Raw genomic sequence first — 18,972 nt, forward strand, 5'->3', positions numbered from 1 at the left:
AAGGGCCGGCGGATGGGTGTCTACCCGGCTGGGATTGTTCTGGCGGTGACTATCGCGGCTTCATGCGGGGCCGGGCCGCACTTGCGCCGCGGCGGCGTCGATCGCCTTGCGGCCGAGGCCCGACTTGACGATGCGGATCAACTCCTCCTCGCTGGTATCGGCTGTCGAGGCGTCGAGCGCGATCTCGCCCGAATGCAGGAAGTTGATGCGGTCGCAGACCTCGAAAATCTGGTTGTAGTTGTGCACGATCAGGATCACCGAGACCTGGCGCTGCTGGCGCAGGTTCTGGATGAGACCCAGCACATGCGCGCTCTCGCGCACGCCGAGCGCGGCCAGCGGCTCGTCGAGCACCAGGATTTTCGGCGACGAATAGATCGAGCGGGCCACCGCGATGCACTGGCGCTGGCCGCCGGACAGAAGGTCGACGGTGCTGTTGACGGAGGGGATCGAGATGCCCAGCGTGTCGAGATAGAGCTGCGCCTGCTCGCGCATCTTCCTGTTGTCGAGCAGGTTCAGTCCGAGCACGCGCTTGTGGTACTCGCGTCCCAGGAACATGTTGTGGAAGACGCTGAGGTCACCGATCAGCGCCAGGTCCTGGTAGACGGTCTCGATGCCATGCGCGCGGGCGTCGCGCGGCGAGGCGAACCGCACCTCCTTGCCTTGTGAGACGATCGTGCCGGTATCGGGCTGGTGGAAGCCGGACAGGATCTTGATCAGGGTCGACTTGCCGGCGCCGTTGTCGCCGACCAGGGCCAGCACTTCGCCCTGGCGCAGCCTGATCGAGACGTCGACCAGGGCTGTCACGGCGCCAAAGCTCTTGGAGATGTTGGTCATCTCCAGCACGACAGGCGCATCGGGCGCCAGCGGCGGAATAGTTTGCGTGTTCATACGCGCCTCCGCGTGCGCAGGCGGTCGACCTGGATAGAGAGGATCATGGCGGCGATGATCGCCGCGCCGAGATAAATGTCGGAGACGGTCGCCTGGGCGCCGATCATGACCAGCCCGTTGTTGAGCGAGGCGACAACGAAGGCGCCGATCAGCGCGCCGATCACGGTGCCCGAGCCGCCCAGCAGCGAGGTGCCGCCGATGACCGCCGCCGCGATCGCCTGCAACGTCAGGAAGGGACTGCCCGCCTGCGGGTCGGCCGAGGTGAATTGCGCCGTGTTGATGATGCCGGCAAAGGCGGCGCAGCCGCCGGCGATCATGAAATTGTAGATCTTCATCCGGTCGGTGCGCACGCCGATCTCGCGCGCGCCGATGATGTTGCTTCCGGTCGCAATCGTGTGCAGGCCGAAGGTGGTGCGGTTGAGCACCAGGGCCAGCACCAGCACGACCAGCAGCGCCCACAGGAAGGGTGTGAAAGCGGTGACGCCATGCCAGGACAAAAGCGCATCCGTCGGCTGGTAGAGGCTCTGGCCGAAGATCGCGTTGAAAGGCTGCTCGACCGGCGCCACGATCGGCTGGCTGTTGTAGATCGACACCACGATGCCTTGCAGGAAGAACAGTGTTCCGACCGTGGTGATCAGGGACGGTACCTTGAAGCGCACGGTCACGATGCCGTTGATGGCGCCGACGAGGATGCCGATCAGCACACCGATCACCGCACCGACGGCCAAAGGCACCCCGTAGGTCACCGACAGCAGCGCCATGATGTAGGGCGCGATGGAGAAGATGGCGCTGAGCGACAGGTCGATCTCGCCGGTGATCATCAGCATGACTTCGGCCGTGGCGATCAAGCCCAGCCGGCCGGTGTCGCGCAGCACCACGCTCATGAACGAGGGCGACAGGAAACCTCCGTCGCTGCCGAGCTGGAAATAGATCACCAGCACGATGGCGACGACGGCGATGCTGGCCTCGCGGTAGCGCGACAACAGGATGAGCAGTTGCTCCCGCATTGTCCGGGGGACCTTGACGCCAACGGCGTTCTTCTTCGTTGGCTGTATTGCGGTGGGCGGCAAGCTTGTCTTCCTGGTTCGATGCGAGGCAAGTTCATCGGTAGCGTGCTATGCATCCGCGGCCGATGCCCTCGCCACCCCATCGCGAGATGAGATGGCGAGGGGATCGGCAGGGAGCTGTTAGGGCTCAGGTCGGCTCGGCGTCGCTGCGGCCCTCGAAGCGCGTCTTGCCGACATAGGCGTCGACATTGTCCTTGGTCACATAGGCCTGGCTGGTGTCGCTGTTGGCCGGGCCGACGAGACCGCCGGAGAGCTTGTAGAGATACATCTGCTGCACCGGCAGGAAGCCCTGCAGATAGGCCTGCTGGTCGGTGGTGAAGTTGACGTCGCCCGACTTGATGAAGTCCAGCGTCTGCGGAAACAGGTCGAAGCCGGCGACCGCGCCGCCGCCCTTCACCAGGCCGTATTTGTTGGAGATGAAGCCGCAGGCATAGGTGTCGGAACCGCCGGTGCCGAACATGCCGTTCACGTTCTTGTGGCTGAGATAATAGCTTTCGACGCGCGAGATTTCCGTTGCCGGATCCGGGCCGGTGTTGACGACGTCGTAAGTGACGCCGCTGTTGGAGTCCTTGATCGCCTGGATATAGCCGTCGAGGCGCGGCTGCGTGTTGAGCGAGCCAGGCACGCCGATCGACAGCATGACGTGGCCGCCTTTGGGGATCAGCTTCAGCCATTTCAGCGCCGAGTTGTAGCCCGACTGATAGAGCGGCTGGCCGACATAGGAAAGCCGCTTGTTCGGACTGCCGACGGGCACGTCGGCATTGAAGGCGACCACCGGGATGCCGGCCTGAGCCGCCATTTCGGTGGCGGCGTCGAAAGCCGTCGGATCGACCAGGCACACCGCGATGCCGTCCGACTTCTGCGCGATCGCCGTCTGCATGGCGCTGACCATTTCGGAGACGACGTTCTTCTGCGAACCCGTCCACTGGTAGCTGCAGCCGAAGGCGGCGCAGGCGTCCTGGATGCCATAGACAGTCGGCGTGAAGAACTGATCCAGCGTCACATGGCAGACGAAATGGAATTTGTAGGGCTTCTTCGGCAGGCCAGCCGATGAATCAGCTGCTTTTGCCGCGCTGATGCCCGCCAGTCCGCCGGCAAGGCCGGCGGCGCCGAGGCCGAGCTTGCCGGCCAGCGCGAAGGCGCCGCGCCGGCTCATCGCGGCGTTCGCCAAGTCCATGTGGTTCTTCGTTTCGTCGTTCACTGCTTCCTCCCTTTTGCGGGCTTACCCGCTTGTATGTCATGTGGTTACATTGTTATATGACAAGTTAGGTGTCAATGGTCTTTCGACGCGGATTGATGGCGGGCTCTCGGGCGAAATCGCCGCCGGCTGGCCGGCTCGGACAAAACAGGGATCAAGGGAAGCAAAGATGGCTGAAATCGAGTTCAGGACTGTTGCGAAGAATGGGCTTGAGGTGACGACGATCGGACTCGGCGGCACGGGGCTCGGCAACATGTATCGCGCCGTCGATACAGATGCCGCGGTCAACACCGTGCACGCAGCCTATGACAGCGGCATCCGTTATTTCGACACCGCCCCTGTCTACGGTTTCGGCGTCAGCGAGACGCGGTTGGGCCTTGCGATCCAATCGCTACCCCGCGCCGACATCGTCATCTCATCCAAGATCGGCTACGACCTTGTGCCGATCCCGCCCGAGGAGCTGAAGCCTGCGCTGTGGGACCAGCCGGGCTCCTTCCGCGCCGAGTTCGACTATTCGCGCGATGCCGTGATGCGTTCGCTCGAAGGCACACTGAAGCGGCTCGGCACCGACTATATCGACATGATCTCGATCCACGATCCGGACGAGGCAATCCATTTCGGCCCCGGCGAGGACCCCTACGCCAGGAGCCGTTTTCGCGAGGCCATGGACGGCGCCTATCCCGCGCTCGACGAGCTACGGTCGCAGGGCGTCATCAAGGCGGTCGGCGTTGGCATCAACCAGTGGCAGATGCTGTCTGATTTCGTCGTCGCAGGGGAATTCGACTATTTCCTGCTCGCCGGCCGCTACACGCTGCTCGAGCAGGAGCCGCTGGCGACCTTGCTGCCGCTCTGCGAGCAGCGCGGCACCAGGATCATCATCGGCGGTCCCTACAATTCGGGCATCCTGGCGACGGGTGCCGTCAAGGGCGCGACCTTCAACACCCGGCCGGCGCCCGAACCGGTGCTGGAGCGGGTGCGTCGGATCGAGGCGATCTGCGCCCGCCATAAGGTGTCGTTGCCGGCGGCGGCGCTGCAGTTCCCACTCGGCCATCCGTTGGTGTCGAGCGTCATTCCCGGCGCCCGGTCGGCGGACGAGCTCGAGCAGAACCTTGCCTATCTGCGCGAGGACATCCCATCCAGCTTGTGGACCGACCTCAGAGACAGCGGATTGATTGCGCAGGGCGCCCCCTTCCCATGACCAACGAAGGTTGATGCGCATTCATCGTCCGGTTGTACATCTCAAATGGAGTGCAGAACGGTCGATTTCCGCCTGCGGATCGAATGACCGCTTTCGGCGGATATCGATGCGGTGCGCATGGGCTTCAATAGGCGCAAAGCGGTCATCGGTGGCTGTGTAACAAACTGCGCAACAAACGAAAAGAAAAACTCAACGATTTCAATGCTTTACGCGCCAATTCGAAGACGCTCTCTCCGCCAGAAATTTTACTAATACATCAATGTTTTCATGTGCTTAGATTATTAGTGGAGTGCTTCAAGATCGAAGCGACCTTAATCTGCGTAACAAACCGCCAAGAATCCGCTCAGTCCGCCACAGCGTCGCTCAACGTCGAGGTGATCAGCATCCTATTCGGGGCCGCAAGCAGACGTCAGCTTGCGGCCGCAGGCTTTCGAGGGCGGAAGCCGAAGAAGATCTTGTATATCACACGGCCTCACGGCGTGCGGGCAACGTGCGAGCGCGGGCAGGGGTTAGACCGTAACCAATGCGACGCGGCAGACCGCCTTTCGCACGGAAGAACGCCCCCCTCATGGCGAGAACCGCTGAAGCCCAAGCGGAGAATCTGCGTCCGGCAATGCCGAGGAGCGCCGTACCTTCCAGCGCGCTCGGGATGGCTCGCCCCTTATCCTGCTCTTCCGAGATCGTCTGCATGTTCAAGGCCAGGAGACGGCGGACGCGGCTCCCAGACTCCGAGCTTGCGCAGGACACGGACTTCATCGCGGATCAGCGTCGTCAACGCGCGTATGACCGTCGTGGTCGGCCGCTGGCTGGACGTGGCCAGAAGCAGCTCCCGCTCGATCGGCGGGTTGCGGATGCGCCAGTAGTTGATCCTGCCTTCGGCGACGAGGTTGTGGCAGCTCGAATAGGACAGGATGGTGTAGCCTATCCCCGCCTCGACCAGCCGCAAGGTCGAGGGCATGGCGTCGACCTCGACCTCGATGTTGGGCTCGATGCCGGCGGATCCAAGGATGTGATCCAGCACCACCCGCAGTCCGTGGGGCCTTGCCGGCAGTATCATCGGCAGCCGGGACATCACGTCGGCATCGACCGGGCCTGGCCCGAGATTGTGCGGGTCGTTTTTGGCGCCGAGCAGGAACAGTTCGTCACGCAGGATGGGTTCGGCCAGAAGATTGTTCATCCTCGGCGCGTTGTACAAGACCGCGACGTCGATCTTGCCCATCACCAGCCATTCGAGCAAATGGCCGCTGAAGCCTTCGATCACCCTCATGCTCACTTGCGGGAACTGGGCGCGGAAATTCTGCACCAGCGGCGCCGTCAACACGACGCCGACCGAGGGCGGCATTCCGAGCACGATAGTGCCGCGCGGGTTGGAGCGCAGCGCCGCCAGCTCCGTCTCGGCGCGCGCTGCCTGCTCTAGCAGGGCCACGGCGTAGCTTTGCAGGATCTTGCCGGCTTCCGTAAGCACAATGCCGCGGCCATTGCGATAGAGCAGCGCGACGCCGACCTTGTCCTCGAGCGACTTGATCTGACGGCTGAGCACCGGCTGGCTGATGGAGAGCGCCACCGCCGCGCGCGAGAAACTGCCGAACTCGGCCACGGCGGTGAACAGCTGCAGTTGCTTCAGATCGAACATTAAAGTGCGGCCTCTGGCTCGAATGCGGTAACCGCATTGTTGGAGCACGCGGCAAACGCCTGAGTTTGGGACACAGAGCGACGGTTGACAAGGGAGGCCCAGCCGGCGCCTTGCAAAGCTGTTATGCGGCGAGCGAAGCTTATGCTGCGCTCCGGAATTGGCTTATTTGCTAGCCCATGGCCGTCTGCACGAGGCGGCCTTCCCGGAGTAAAAACTTTGCAGACTCGAACGCTTGGGTTCGTTGGGCTCGGCCGCATGGGCGCGCCCATGGTAAGACGGCTTGCGGAAGCGGGCCACCATGTCATCGTCCATGACCGCAGGCCGGATGCCGCCGCTGACCTGCCGGGCAACTCGATAAGCGTGGCCGCCACGGCCGCCGCCGTCGCCGACGAGGCCGAGGTGGTGTTCTGCAGCCTGCCGACGCCGCCGATCGTCAAGGAGGTCGTGCTCGGCGCCGATGGCTTGACATCGGGCTCGAAGGCCAAGGTGGTGATCGACCTGTCGACGACCGGTCCAAGCATGGCCAAGACCATCGCGGCGGAATTGGCCGGCCGCGGCATCGCCTGGGTCGACGCGCCGGTTTCTGGCGGCATCGCCGGAGCCAGCAACGGCTCGCTCGCGGTGATGGTTTCGTGCAAGAAGTCGGTGTTCGACGAGATCGAGCCGGTGCTGGCCAATTTCGGCAAGCGCTTCTACTGCGGCGAAAACGCCGGCACCGCGCAGGTCGCCAAGCTCGGCAACAACATGATCGCGGCGGCCGTCATCCTGCTCTCCGCCGAGGCGCTGGCGATGGGCGTGAAATCCGGGCTGGACCCGCGCATCATGTGCGACATCATCAATGCCTCGAGCGGCCGCAACAGCGCCACCCAGGACAAGTTCCCCCGCGCGGTGCTGCCGGGAACGTTCGATTTCGGCTTCGCCACCGCCCTTTCCTACAAGGACGTCCGCATGTGCGTCGACGAGGCGGAGAATCTGGGCGTGCCGATGGTCGCGGGCTCGCTGGTAAGACAGATGCTCGCCGCCACGAATGCGCGTTTCGGACCGGACTCGGACTTCACTTCGATGGTACGCATCGTCGAAGAATGGGCGGGGATAGAAATCCGCGCTTAGAGCGGTTCAGCGCTTCACGGAACCGCTGAACCGCTCTAAGTCTTTGTTTTTACGCAATTCCGGGCGGAAAACCGTTCCACACTTTTCCTGGAATTGCTCTGAAGGGCTGGACCCGCGGAGGACTTGGGGAATGGCAAGCTTCACGAAGCAATTGGCCGACACGCTGGCCGACCTGCCGTTGGAAGTGTTCAGTCCTGCCGCCACCGCCAAGTCAAAGCTCTGCCTGCTCGATTTCCTCGGCTGCGCCTTCGAGGCATCCGCGCTCGATCCGAGCCAGCAGGCGCTGGCCGCGGTGGCGCCGGCACGTGGCGGCCACATCATCGGCGAAACCCGGCAGGCCACAGCGGCGGACGCGGCCTTCGTCAACGCGGTCAAGGGTCATGGACTGGTCCGCGAGGACATGCACGCCGGATCAGTATGCCATCACGGCGTCGTCGTCTGGCCGCTGCTCCTGGCGCTGGCCGAGGCGAAGACGGTTTCGGGGGCGGATCTGCTGCGGGCGGCAATCGTCGCCTACGAGGTCGGCGGACGGCTGGGCCGGATGCTGATCGACCGCGAGCTTTCGACGCTGTTCAGGCCGACCGGACTGGTGGCTCCCATCGGCGCGGGATGCGGCGCGGCGCGGCTCATCGGCCTCGACAGGGAACAGACCGCGGCCGCGATCGCCTTTGCCGCCAACACATCTTCAGGCCTCAACCAGTGGCCGCAGAGCGGCGGATCGGACATGTTCTTCCATCCGGGCTTCGCCGCGCGCAACGCCTGGATGGCTGTTCAGCTTGCCGCCGCCGGCGCCTATGGAAGCCCGGACGCGCTCGAGGGAAAATCCGGTTACTTTGCCGCCTTCGCCCGCCGGCCGATGCCGGGACCTGTGCAGCTCTTCCCCGACGGCGAGGCCGATATCCTGGCCGTCTACCACAAGGCCGCGCCCGCCTGTAATTTCGCCCAGACCGCCTGCCAGACCGCGCTGAAGCTGGTCGAGATGATCGGCCCGGGCGCAGCACCCGTTGAGCGCATCCATATCCGCGTCCCCGCCGCCGCCGCAGCCTATCCGGGTTGCGACAACACCGGACCCTTCGAGCGTTCGCTGCAGGCCAAGATGAGCATTCCCTATGGCGTCGCGGCGGTGTTCGCCAGCGGCCGTCTGTCGGAAGACAATTACAGGGACCTCAAGGACAAGGAGACGCTGCGGCTGATCGATGCCTGCGACCTCTCGGCGAGCGAGGAACTGACGGCGCAGTTTCCGGCCCGGCAGGGCGCCAGCATCGATGTCGTGCTGGGTGACGGGCGGCAACTGTCGATGGGCCTCGAGGATGTCATACCGGCAACCGAAGCCGAAATCCGCGCGCGCTTCAGGTCGGCCGCCGCGCCGATCGTGGGCGGCGAGGCCGCAAGGTCGATCGAGGACTTCATCGACCGGCTGGAGTCCAAGAAGGATGCCGGCCGGCTGATGCCGCTCTGCGCCCCCAAGGAAAAGGCCAGGCAGCGAAGAGCGGCTTGAGCGGGAAGGCGCATGGAGGAGGCTGAATGACAGTTCAGCGAAAGACAGCTTTCGTCACCGGCGCCGCCAGCGGCATCGGCCGAGCCATCGCGACAAGCCTCCAGGCCGAGGGCACGCGCATCGTGCTTGCCGACCGGCAGGCCGAGGCGCTTCAGGCATTGTCAAGCCAACTGGGCGGCGAGGTCTTTGCGCTCCCGCTGGACATCACCGACACGTCGGCCGTCGACGCTTGCCTGGAACAGGTGCCGGCGGAATTCCGCGACATCGACATACTGGTCAACAATGCCGGCCACGATATCGGCGGCCGCATCCGTTTCGACCAGGGATCCCCGGACGATTGGTCCGCGATCATCGAGACCAATCTGATCGGCCTGATGCGGGTGACGCGCGCGATCCTGCCCGGCATGGTCGCGCGCGGCCGCGGCGACATCGTCAACATGAGCTCGATCAGCGCGCTCCGGATCGTGCCCGAGCAGGCGCCTTACTCAGCCAGCAAGGCCGGCGTGCACATGCTGAGCGACATCATCCGCGGCGAGCTCGCGGAGACGCCGCTGCGCGTCATCGAGATCATGCCCGGCCTGACGCGCACCAACATCGTTACCACCCGCCACCGCGGCGACGAGGACGCGGCGCGCCAATATTTCGAACGCTTCGGCATGGCGCTCGATCCCGAGGACGTGGCGCGCTGCGTGATGTTCGCGCTGAGCCAACCGCCGCATGTCCAGATCGCGCAGATGTTCGTGCTCCCGACGAACAGATGGTAGGGTCCGACCTACGGCTATAGTCGCGGTTCAGGCCGTGCATCGAACCGGCTGAGCCGGTTCAGTGCACGGCCGCGTACATGATGCGGCTTTCGGTGGCCTCGGCGATGTCCATCTCCTCGACGACGCGCCCCTGCCTCGCGACAAGGACCCGGTCCGACAGAGCGAGAATCTCGGGTAGATAGGACGAGATCACCACCACCGCCATGCCGCTGTCGGCAAGCTCGTTGATGAAGTTGTGGATCTCGACGATGGTGCCGACGTCGACGCCGCGCGTCGGCTCGTCCAGCACGACCAGCTTCGGCTTCTGGATGAGCGCCTTGGACAGCACGACCTTCTGCTGGTTGCCGCCCGACAGCTCGATCACGCGCGCGTCGGCATCGATCGCCTTGACGCCCAGCCGCTTGGTCCAGGCCGTGGCAAGCTCGCGCGCATTGCGCGGCGTGACCGCCGTCAGCGGATTGGTGCCGGTCGCCAGCGCGCCGAGCTGGACGTTGCTGGCGATCGTCATCGTCTCGAAGAAGCCTTCGATCTTGCGGTCCTCGGTGACATAGACGATGCCGTCGCGCACAGCGGGCCGTGGCGTGCGGTAACGGACCGGCCGGTCCTCGAAGCGTACGGTGCCGCCGTGGAAATAGTCGCGCTTCAAGACGCCGGCGACGATCTTCATCGTCTCCGTCCGCCCCGCCCCGACCAGGCCGAACATGCCGGTGACCTGACCCGCGAATACGGAGAACGAGGTGTTTCGGACCGTGTTGCCCATCGAGAGGTTCTCGACGCTCAGGATCTTCTTGCCCATTGGCCGCGCCTTGCGCTTGTCGCCGGCGTAGAGCTCGCCAGACAGGCTTCGCCCGACCATCGCCTGCACGATGCGGTCGCGGTCGAAATTGCGCGTGTCGTCGGTGACGACGACCTTGGCGTCGCGCATCACCGTGATGCGGTCCGACAGGTAAAGCGCCTCCTCCAGCGCGTGGCTGATGAAGATGATCGCGATGCCCTGCTCCTTCAGCCGGCGCGCCAGGTTGAAGAAGTGGAATTTCTCTTCCGGCGTCAGCGTCGCCGTCGGCTCGTCGAAGATGATCAGCCGGGCATGGTGGTGCACGGCGCGCGCGATCTCGACCATCTGCTTCTTGCCGGCGCCGAGGGTGGAGACCTGCGAGGTGGGATCGACGTAGAAATTGAGCGACAAGAGATAGCGCTGCGCCTGGATGTTGAGGCCGCGCAGGCGGTTGAAGAGCTTTTCGTCGCCAAGATAGATGTTCTGCGCCACCGACATCGACGGAACCAGGTTGGTTTCCTGGAAGACCATGGCGACGCCATGGGCGAGCGCGTCGGAGGGTGAGTTGAAAACCGTCGGCTTGCCGTCCAGGACCATCTCGCCGGAGGACGGCTGATAGACGCCGGCAAGCACCTTCATCAGCGTCGACTTGCCGGCGCCGTTCTCGCCGAGGATGGCATGGATCTCGCCCGGACGGACGTCGAGGTTGACGTCCGAGATCGCGAGCACGCCGCGAAAGTCCTTGGACACGCCACGCAATTGAACCAGTGAATTCATGCCGCCGTCTCGTCGTCGATTGCCACGATCTTGCCCGAGCCCCTGGCGCCGGCGATCAGCCTGCCGCCTGTCTCGCAGAGCGACGTCACGCCATGGACGTCGCCATCGGCGCGGCTTTGGTAGCTGCGCAGCATGGCCATGCGGTCGTCGCATCGCACCACCAGGCCGGTCGACCATGTCGGCGACCACGGCTTCAGCATATTGAGTTTCTTGCGGGCGCCGCCCTGGATCGGCTCGAGAAAGCTCTTTCCGGTCGCCAGCGCCGGCGCGATCCAGTAGGCCGGCTCGATCGTGTCGACCATGCGGCGCCGGTATTCGTCCTCCTTGAGCACGAATTCGACCAGCGGATTGCGGGGCGCGAACATCGCCAGCCAGAAGCCGCCCGAGGCCGATGGCGTCATGCGGCCCGGATAGGCGGGCAGAGCCGCGAGCGCGACGCGGGGCTGCGCGCCGCCCGTCAGCGCAAGGACGCGATGCCGCCACGCTTCCGCGACGAAGATGTCCTTTCCCGAAAGCGCCAGGCCGGCCGCGAATTCCAGCCCGCCGAGAAGCCGTTCGGCGCGGCCGCTGCCGGTGTCGATGTGCCACACCGAGCCGCTCGCCGACTTGGTCATCAGGTCGCGTTTCCACTCGCTCGCCGCGTGTCGATCGGAGCCCACGGCGACGAACAATCTCGTCGGATCGGCGAAGACCATGGCCGTCACGCAAGAAGGATTGATGCCTTCGACCTTCAGCGGCCTTGAGGCGGTGCTGGGGCTTTCCAGAAGAATTCCGCGACCTTCGACCGCAATCGCCAGGTTTTCGCCCAGGGCGGCGATGCTGGTCACCGGTCCATCCATCGGACAACGCGCGCTCAGCTCAAATTGCGAGGCATCGCCGCTGGTCGAAAGGGTCAGTAGGTCGTTGCCGGAGGAGCAGAGTATGCCGTCATGCGCTGGTGTGAGATTGTCGACATCGTCGAGCTGCATCAGCACCGGCATCGCGTCCAGCTTCGCGTTCGGCCGCAAGGGCCCGTCCATCGGCGGCACGGTGCTGCCGGTGAGATCGAAGCCGCGGAAATTGGCCCAGGCATTCCGGATAGCGGCGATCATGAGCGGGCGCCCCAATAGGCGTCCTGCGCGCACCAGTTCGGGTCGGCATCAGGCAGGCGGTAACGGCCGATGCGATTGTTGGAGACACCGCCGAGATAGAGCCAGCCGCGATGCTCGCGCATTGAGGTGATCATGGGATGGTTGAGGCCGCCAAGGTCCCAGAGATTGTCGAGGATCTCGCCCTTCTCGTTGAACTTCACCACGCAGCCGGTGTTGATGTTGGGATAGAGCCACTGGTCCGGCGCGACGCGACGGGCCATGCGCTTGCGGAAGCCGGGCATGCGCAGCGCCAGATCGAGCGCCGGCCCGCGCATGCCGAGCAGCGCCAGCCAGTAATTGCCGTCGGAAGACCGGTTGATGTTGTCCGGATAGCCCGGAAGGTTGGAGATCACCTTCTCGGTCCTGCCCCTCTTCGGACCGTCGAAATAGTAGCGGCTGATCGAGCAGGTCCAGCTCTCGGCGAATATGAAGGATTGCCCGTCGGGGCACATGGCGACGCCGTTGGCGAACACCAGTTTCGGGATTTCCGTATGCGTCTTGCCGGTGCGCGGGTCGTAGCAGATGATGCGCCCGCTGGCGCGGCTCTCGAGCGCATCGGTCGCCCAATCCTCCTGCTCGTAGCGGATGGTCGCCTCGCTGAAATAGATGCGGCCGTCCGGCGCCACATCGACGTCGTCGGCCAGGCGAAGGCGCGAATCGTCCACCACCGAGAACCAGCTGCGGTTGGTCTCGTCGGTCAGCTTGGTGACCGTCTTGTCGGGCGCCACCTGGAAAAGCCCCATGCCGCCGATGCAGACGAGCAGATTGCCGGATTTGTCGAAGGCCATGCCGAGCGGATGGCCGCCAATATGCGCGAACACTTCCGAGCGCTTATGATCGGGACCGAAGAAGCGCACGATGTCGCCATGGCGCGTGCCGCAATAGAGATTGTCGTCGCGGTCGAGGATGACATCCTCCGGCCCTTCGATCTCGCCGAGGCCGATGATCTCAACCGAGCGCAGGCGATCGTTGAGCACATAGGGCGAGCCGGGCGCATCGACTTGCGGCGACGGCGGCAGCGACAGATAGGCGGGCGAGACATAGACCTTGGCCAGGATGCGGTGGCGGTGCTTCTGCCAGCGCATGTCGACGAAGACGGCGAGCAGAAGGATCGCGCCGAGGATCGTCGAGGTGATCGGACCGCTGATGCCGAGATTGATCAGGCCGTTGGTCAGCATGAGCACGAGCAGACTGCCTATGATGGCCTTGGCCACGGAGCCGCGGCCGCCGCCGATGGCGGTGCCGCCGAGCACGGCGGCGGTCAGCGCCTGAACCTCCAGGCCGACGCCGGTGTCGGACCCCGTGCTGCCCAGCCGGGCCGCGAACAGGAAGCCGGCGAGCGCGCACATGGTGCTCGAAGCGACATAGGTGAGGAACACCATGAAACGCACATCGATGCCGGCGTTGAAGGCCGAGCGGCGCGCCCCGCCGACGGCCGTCAGCCGCCAGCCGGGCCGCATGCGCGACAGCACCAGATGCCAGGCGAGCGCGATGATCAGCGTGATCAGCAGCGACACCGGAATCCCGAGTACCGTGCCTTCGCCGATGAACACCCACAGATCCGACATCGAGAACCCCGACATGATCGAGGTGGACATGCGCACGAAGACGATCTCGTAGAGCGAGCGGAAGATGATCAGGCTGACCAGCGTCGTCAGGAAGGCGCGCAGGCGCAGATAGCCGATCAGCACGCCGTTGATGGCGCCGCAGACCATTCCCATGCCGAGAATGCCGGCGAGCACCGCCGGCACCGGCAGCTCGTAGACATTGACGCCGATGAGAGAGAACAGCACGGCCAGCGAAAAGACCGAGGCCACCGAGAGGTCGATGCCGCCCGAGATCATCACGACCGTGAGCGCCAGGACGACAAGCCCGAATTCGGCGAACTGCCGGGCCAGATCCGACAGGCTGGAGAGCGACAGGAAATCGGGAATGATCGATCCCATCACCAGCACCGTGAGCACCAGCGCGGTGAACGGGATGGCGTTGTCGATCCATCGCTTGGACATGATCTCCCCGATCAGATGATCGGGGAGAAAACGCGAGCGCAGTGACGCTAGGGTGTCGCTGGACATGATGCTGATTGACTTGTCCCCGCTCACTTCAACTGGTCGAGCGACCAGCAGGTGCGCGCGCCGATATTGTCCTTGGTCAGCAGCGTCAGCGGCGTGTAGTAGGAGGTCTTCGATTCGCCTGCCTTGGCGGGCGACAGCAGCGTCTGGACGATCTGCTGGTTGATCGCGTTGCCCTGCAGCGGCACGTCATAGCTGATGATCAGGTCCAGCAGCCCCTTCTGGATGTTGTCGCAGCCGATCTGGTTGCCGCCGCCCGAGGTCACGACATAGACGTCGTTGGCCTTGCCCGCCGCCTGGATGGCAGCGCCCGCGCCGACATCCTGGTTGTCCCAATTGCCGACCACGCCGCAGAGGTCGGGATGCTGCTGCAGCACCGTCTCCATGATGGCGCGCGCCTTGGCCGGATCGTACTGGGCGGCCTGCTCGGACACGATCTTGATCGCCGGGTCCTTGGCGAAGGTCTGCTTGTAGGCATAGAGCTCGTAGAGGTCCGACGCCGCTGTTGGCTGGCCGCGGATGATGGCGATCTTGCCGGACTTGCCCGATCCCGTGCCGCACTGCTTCACCAGCGCGTCCGCCTCGATATAGCCGACGCGCGACCAGTCGGCGCCGACATAGGCGTCGGTCGGCACGACCGATTCCAGGTTGAGCTGGACCACCTTGATGCCGGCGTCCATCGCACGCTTCAAAAGGCGCGCATAGGACTGGACGTCAGGATTGTGCGCGATGATCAGGTCTGGCTTTTCGGCGATGAGCGCCGTCAGCGCGCGCGTGCCGGCATCCGTGCTCCAGTTCGGGTCGCGGATCTCGAGCGTGTAGCCGAGGTCGGCCGCCTGCTTGCGCATGATCGCCGCCCAGCCTTCCGTCAGGTCGAAGCCCATGGCCAGCGGAATAAAGACGACGCGCTTGCCCTTGAGGCCGTCATAGAACGGATTGCGCGACGGATTGTCGAGGCCGTCATCGGCATGTGCGGCCCCCGCCAGGCCGAGCGCCATGAGCCCGGCCGCCAGGATAGTTCTGAATTTCATGGTTTCCTCCCGTTGTATTGCAAAGCTTTGTTCAGATGTCGCCCTGGCTCTGTTGCGAAGTCTGCTCGTCCCTCGGGTTGATGAAGCTATCGACCGTGATGGCGAGCAGCAGGATCAGGCTCTTGATGAGGTTCTGCGTGGTGTAGGTGATGTCGAGGATGGTCATGCCGTTGAGCAGAACGCCGACCAGCAGCGTCCCCACCAGCACGTTGCGCACGCTGCCGCGGCCGCCGCTGAGGCTGATGCCGCCAAGCACGACGACCAGCAGCACGTCGTAGATCATGGTCGAGTTGTAGACGCGGGTGCTCATCCCCGAGACGGCCGCGGCCATCACCACGCCGGCGAGGAAAGCGATCAGCGCGCTGATCACATACTGCGCCACGATCAGCGGGCGCAGCGGCAGGCCGGTGATGCGCGCGGCGAGCGCGTTGTCGCCGGCCGCGTAGACGAAGCGGCCGAAGCGCGTGCGCATCAACACGAGCGCGACCAAAGCGGCCAGCACGGCAAAGGCGACGATGGGCATCGGCAGGCCAAGGAAAGCCCCCTGCCCGAGGGCATCGAACCACGCAACGCCGGCAGGCGAATTCTGAACGTCGATCTGGAACAGGAAGGCTCGTCCCGAGCCATACATCACAAGGCCCATCGCGAGCGTCGTGAATATGGCTGGAATGTCGGCGTAGGCGATCAGGATGCCGCTGGCCAGGCCGATGGCCAGCGCCAACAGGGCGCCGTAGACCAGGGCCGTGTCGAAGGGCGTGCCGGCTTGCGCCATCGAAAGCACCCAGGACAGCGACACGACCATGGTCGCCACCATGGCAAGGTCGATGCCGCGGCCGATGACGACCAGTCCCATGCCAAGGCCCAATATGCCAAGGATGGAGACGCTGCGCACCAGCGCGATCAGATTGCCCGCGGTGAGAAAATTGTTCAGCGTGGCGGCGAAAACCACGAACAGCGCGACGGCGAGCGCGAACACCACGCCCTCCTGCGACAACCGCGCCTTGGCCATTGCGCCACCTCCCGAACCAGGCCTTGCCGGCCCGGTCGCGAACCCCCTTCGCGACCTGCTTTTGCTGCCGGCGACCATCCCCTTTTTGGCTGGCTCAAGACATATCCGCACAGGGAATATCAGTTATGTTTCATGCCGGACCGGGCATCGGACGCCCGAGCTGTGCGATGGGTTGAAGGCCGGACCCGTTCGGCAGCGTCGGCAAGACCTGTCATGCGACAAGCGCCATAGCTGTTATCCGGATTCCGCACGGCCTCATCGCTTCACTCCGCCTTGCCAATCGCGCAAAACTGCTGGGCGGCAAGAGGAGGCGCCAAAGGCGCCTGTCGCATCGGGAGGAAATGATGACGGAAGAGCCGCGCAAACAGACGCCGGGGGTCTACAGACGCCGAGTGGGCGATGCCATGGTCACCGTCATCAATGACGGTTTCCTCGATATCAGCGTGGCCATCCTGCGCGGGACAGAGCGCGGCGACATGGAAGGCCTGATGCGCGAGCAGTTCCGGCACACGGAACCGCGTCTCACCGTCAATGCCTTCGTGATCGAGACCGGCAAGAACACCGTCCTGGTAGACGCCGGAGGCGGGTCGACCACGGTCTATTCCATGGGGCTGCTGCCGCAAAATCTCGAAGCCGCCGGCTTCAAGCCCACGGACTTCGACACCGTCCTGCTCACCCATATCCATCCCGACCATTCGAGCGGCCTCATCGACACGGCGGGCAAGCCGCTCTTCCCGCGCGCCGAGATCATCGTCCACGAAGACGATTTCGACTTCTGGTCCGACCCGGAAAAGCGCGGAAAGTCAGCTGCCGCCGTGCCCTATACCGGCTCGGCGGATGCCCTGCTGACGACGTATCGGGGCCGCTTCCGCCCGACGAGTGGCGGCGAGGTGGTACCAGGCATCCGGCAACTCCCGCTGCCTGGGCACACGCCGGGCCACAGCGGCTATCAGCTCGACTCGGCGGGCGAGACGCTGGTGATGTGGGGCGACACGGTGCACGTGCCGGAGATCCAGATTCCGCGGCCGCAGGTCACCAGCGAGTTCGATGTCGACGAAGCGCTGGCGCATGAAAACCGCCGCAAGATCTTCGAGCATGTCGCCAACGAGCGGCTGCTCGTCACCGGCGGGCACCTGCACCTGCCCGGCTTCGCACATCTGGTGAAAGCCGGAGATGGCTTCCGCCTTGTGCCTGAAACCTGGATGGTCCAACTCTGAGAACAGACGTCAGAAACAGATACGGGCCGGTCCGATCAGAACCGGCCCTTCTGTCTTTCGCTCACGCGTCAGTCGGTCACTTCGACCCAGGTCTTGCTCTTGGCGTCGTATTTGACCAGCGTCACCTGCTCGGCCGTGATGGTGATGTGGCTTTTTTCGGAGAAACCGATATTGCCGGTCATGCCCTTGAAGCCCTGGACCGCGTTGAAGCCTTTCTGCAGGTCTTTCGGCTTGGTCGACTTCACGTCCTTGATGACCTGCGCCAGCATCTTGATGCTGTCATAGGCGCCCGCCGAAAAGGGCGTGGCATCGACGTTGAACTTCTTCTTGTAGGCGTCCTTGAACGCCAGAAGTTCCGGACCCGGATGCAGCTCGGTCGTCAGCATCGCGGTGATCGTCCCGTCGGCAAGGTCGCCGGCGAGTTTCGAGTAGGTGTCGTCGGCGTTGGTCTCGTCATTGCCGTAGACCATGGCCTCGTAACCGATCGAATGCAGGTCCTGCACGAAGGCAGCCTGGTCCTGCGGGGTGAGCCACACGTCGACGCATTTGATCCCCGCGGCCTTGATGGCGTTGACCTCCGGCATCAGGCCGGCGGTCGCGCCGGTCGACCAGTTCTCGGTGATGGTGTGATCCATCGCGATCTTCTTGCCGGCCTTGTCATAGGCAAGCTGGATGCCGAACAGACCGCCCTGTCCGTAGGTGGATGGATCATGCAGCACCGCAAGGCCATCGGGGCAGTGCTTCAACGCATGCTGGCCGATCTTCTCGCCCCAGGCAAAGGTGTTGAGGCCGAAGTCGAAGACCCACGGGTTCGGCGGGCTGGTCGGCCCGTCGGGATTGACGGTCAGGCCGCCATCGTCGACGACGCCGATGGTCGGGAACTTATGGCGCTGCGCCAGTTGCGCCGTGACCGGGCCGGTGTCGGGCGAGCCCGCAATAGCGATCGCACCCTGCGACATCAGCTTCTCATAGAGCTGGCCGGACAGCGTGGCCGACGCATTGTCGTTATGCGGGTCGAGCTTAAAGGTGTGGCCATCGACACCTCCGGCGGCGTTGACCTCGTCGACGGCCATCTGCGAGCCGTTCACCGTGGCGACGCCGGTCGAACCATAGGCGCCGGTCGTTCCCGCGATGAGGCCGATGAGATATTCGTCCGCCGCGCCGGCCTGAACACTGAGCCCCCAGAACGCCGTCGTGGCCAGCAACATCGCGGAAGTCGTCGCGCGTTTTCTCATGTCTGATTTTCCTCCCTGCGATCGGTGGGCAGGAACCGACAACCCGATCGCTCAATTTGCCCTGCGCTTCCCGCGCCCTCTCGGTGGTGGATTTTGCTATCCCGTTGCCCGGCCTTGTCAACGCGAGCGCCAGCGCCCCGAAGCCGGTTCAGCGACCCTGTAAATGCCACTGGAGAAGCCGACCGGGCACGATCATCGGTATCGCCAAAAGGGAGCTCGGCATTTAGGATAACTTATTGCTCTCACTTGCTTTTATATCAAACCAACTTGCTAAAACCGCGCGCCGAAAGACGTCTTGGACCGCCTCGCCGCGCCCCGCGTTTCACCGTTCCGAAGCGCCGTCCAATCGCTGCGCTCATAGCTGTTATGT

General features: G+C 64.2%; 15 protein-coding genes. 5 read left to right on the forward strand and 10 right to left on the reverse strand.

The window, feature by feature from the left end:
* Window positions 1–60: 60 nt before the first annotated feature.
* The 3 genes from E5X34_RS05065 to E5X34_RS05075 form a co-directional block, all read right to left on the reverse strand.
* A complete protein-coding gene (locus E5X34_RS05065) occupies window positions 61–888 on the reverse strand; it encodes an ATP-binding cassette domain-containing protein (RefSeq protein ID WP_127255617.1) in 828 nt (275 codons plus the stop codon).
* Window positions 885–1,895: an ABC transporter permease gene (locus E5X34_RS05070; protein WP_292561873.1), complete on the reverse strand. Its 1,011-nt coding sequence runs from the start codon at window positions 1,893–1,895 to the stop codon at window positions 885–887. Before E5X34_RS05070 ends, E5X34_RS05065 begins: the two co-directional genes overlap by 4 nt.
* A gap of 187 nt (window positions 1,896–2,082) precedes the next feature.
* A complete protein-coding gene (locus E5X34_RS05075; protein WP_292561876.1) occupies window positions 2,083–3,156 on the reverse strand; it encodes a sugar ABC transporter substrate-binding protein in 1,074 nt (357 codons plus the stop codon).
* A 166-nt stretch (window positions 3,157–3,322) separates the two neighbouring features.
* On the opposite strand from E5X34_RS05075, the gene E5X34_RS05080 reads away from it, so the two are divergent.
* Window positions 3,323–4,351, forward strand: a complete 1,029-nt coding sequence (locus E5X34_RS05080) for an aldo/keto reductase (RefSeq protein ID WP_292561879.1) — start codon at window positions 3,323–3,325, stop codon at window positions 4,349–4,351.
* 661 nt (window positions 4,352–5,012) lie between these two features.
* Here the strand turns inward: E5X34_RS05080 and E5X34_RS05085 are convergent.
* Complete coding sequence (locus E5X34_RS05085; protein ID WP_292561881.1) at window positions 5,013–5,984, reverse strand: LysR substrate-binding domain-containing protein; 972 nt, start codon at window positions 5,982–5,984, stop codon at window positions 5,013–5,015.
* Window positions 5,985–6,200: 216 nt separating this feature from the next.
* On the opposite strand from E5X34_RS05085, the gene E5X34_RS05090 reads away from it, so the two are divergent.
* From E5X34_RS05090 to E5X34_RS05100, 3 genes are all read left to right on the forward strand, one after another.
* A complete protein-coding gene (locus tag E5X34_RS05090) occupies window positions 6,201–7,094 on the forward strand; it encodes an NAD(P)-dependent oxidoreductase (protein WP_292561884.1) in 894 nt (297 codons plus the stop codon).
* 130 nt (window positions 7,095–7,224) lie between these two features.
* Entirely contained in the window at window positions 7,225–8,592 is a 1,368-nt protein-coding gene (locus tag E5X34_RS05095; protein ID WP_292561887.1) for an MmgE/PrpD family protein, read from the forward strand.
* A gap of 26 nt (window positions 8,593–8,618) precedes the next feature.
* The gene (locus tag E5X34_RS05100; protein WP_292561890.1) at window positions 8,619–9,356 is read left to right on the forward strand and encodes an SDR family oxidoreductase; all 738 of its coding nucleotides are present in this window, start codon (window positions 8,619–8,621) and stop codon (window positions 9,354–9,356) included.
* Window positions 9,357–9,414: 58 nt separating this feature from the next.
* Here the strand turns inward: E5X34_RS05100 and E5X34_RS05105 are convergent, their stop codons facing one another.
* The 5 genes from E5X34_RS05105 to E5X34_RS05125 form a co-directional block, all read right to left on the reverse strand.
* Window positions 9,415–10,908 carry a sugar ABC transporter ATP-binding protein gene (locus tag E5X34_RS05105; RefSeq protein ID WP_292561893.1) on the reverse strand — a complete coding sequence of 498 codons (1,494 nt, stop codon included), beginning with the start codon at window positions 10,906–10,908 and terminating at the stop codon, window positions 9,415–9,417.
* Window positions 10,905–11,999, reverse strand: a complete 1,095-nt coding sequence (locus E5X34_RS05110; protein WP_292561896.1) for a hypothetical protein — start codon at window positions 11,997–11,999, stop codon at window positions 10,905–10,907. The genes E5X34_RS05105 and E5X34_RS05110 overlap by 4 nt, the downstream gene beginning before the upstream one ends.
* Entirely contained in the window at window positions 11,996–14,047 is a 2,052-nt protein-coding gene (locus E5X34_RS05115; protein WP_292561900.1) for an SMP-30/gluconolactonase/LRE family protein, read from the reverse strand. Before E5X34_RS05115 ends, E5X34_RS05110 begins: the two co-directional genes overlap by 4 nt.
* A gap of 89 nt (window positions 14,048–14,136) precedes the next feature.
* Window positions 14,137–15,141 (reverse strand): sugar ABC transporter substrate-binding protein, encoded by a 1,005-nt coding sequence (locus E5X34_RS05120; RefSeq protein WP_292561903.1) that lies wholly within the window; start codon window positions 15,139–15,141, stop codon window positions 14,137–14,139.
* 31 nt (window positions 15,142–15,172) lie between these two features.
* The gene (locus tag E5X34_RS05125) at window positions 15,173–16,150 is read right to left on the reverse strand and encodes an ABC transporter permease (protein WP_140803091.1); all 978 of its coding nucleotides are present in this window, start codon (window positions 16,148–16,150) and stop codon (window positions 15,173–15,175) included.
* 344 nt (window positions 16,151–16,494) lie between these two features.
* On the opposite strand from E5X34_RS05125, the gene E5X34_RS05130 reads away from it, so the two are divergent.
* The gene (locus tag E5X34_RS05130; RefSeq protein ID WP_292561907.1) at window positions 16,495–17,367 is read left to right on the forward strand and encodes an MBL fold metallo-hydrolase; all 873 of its coding nucleotides are present in this window, start codon (window positions 16,495–16,497) and stop codon (window positions 17,365–17,367) included.
* A gap of 68 nt (window positions 17,368–17,435) precedes the next feature.
* Here the strand turns inward: E5X34_RS05130 and E5X34_RS05135 are convergent, their stop codons facing one another.
* Complete coding sequence (locus E5X34_RS05135; protein WP_292561910.1) at window positions 17,436–18,602, reverse strand: ABC transporter substrate-binding protein; 1,167 nt, start codon at window positions 18,600–18,602, stop codon at window positions 17,436–17,438.
* Between the last annotated feature and the right edge of the window lie 370 nt (window positions 18,603–18,972).

This window comes from Mesorhizobium sp., assembly GCF_004963255.1.
Lineage (GTDB): Bacteria > Pseudomonadota > Alphaproteobacteria > Rhizobiales > Rhizobiaceae > Mesorhizobium.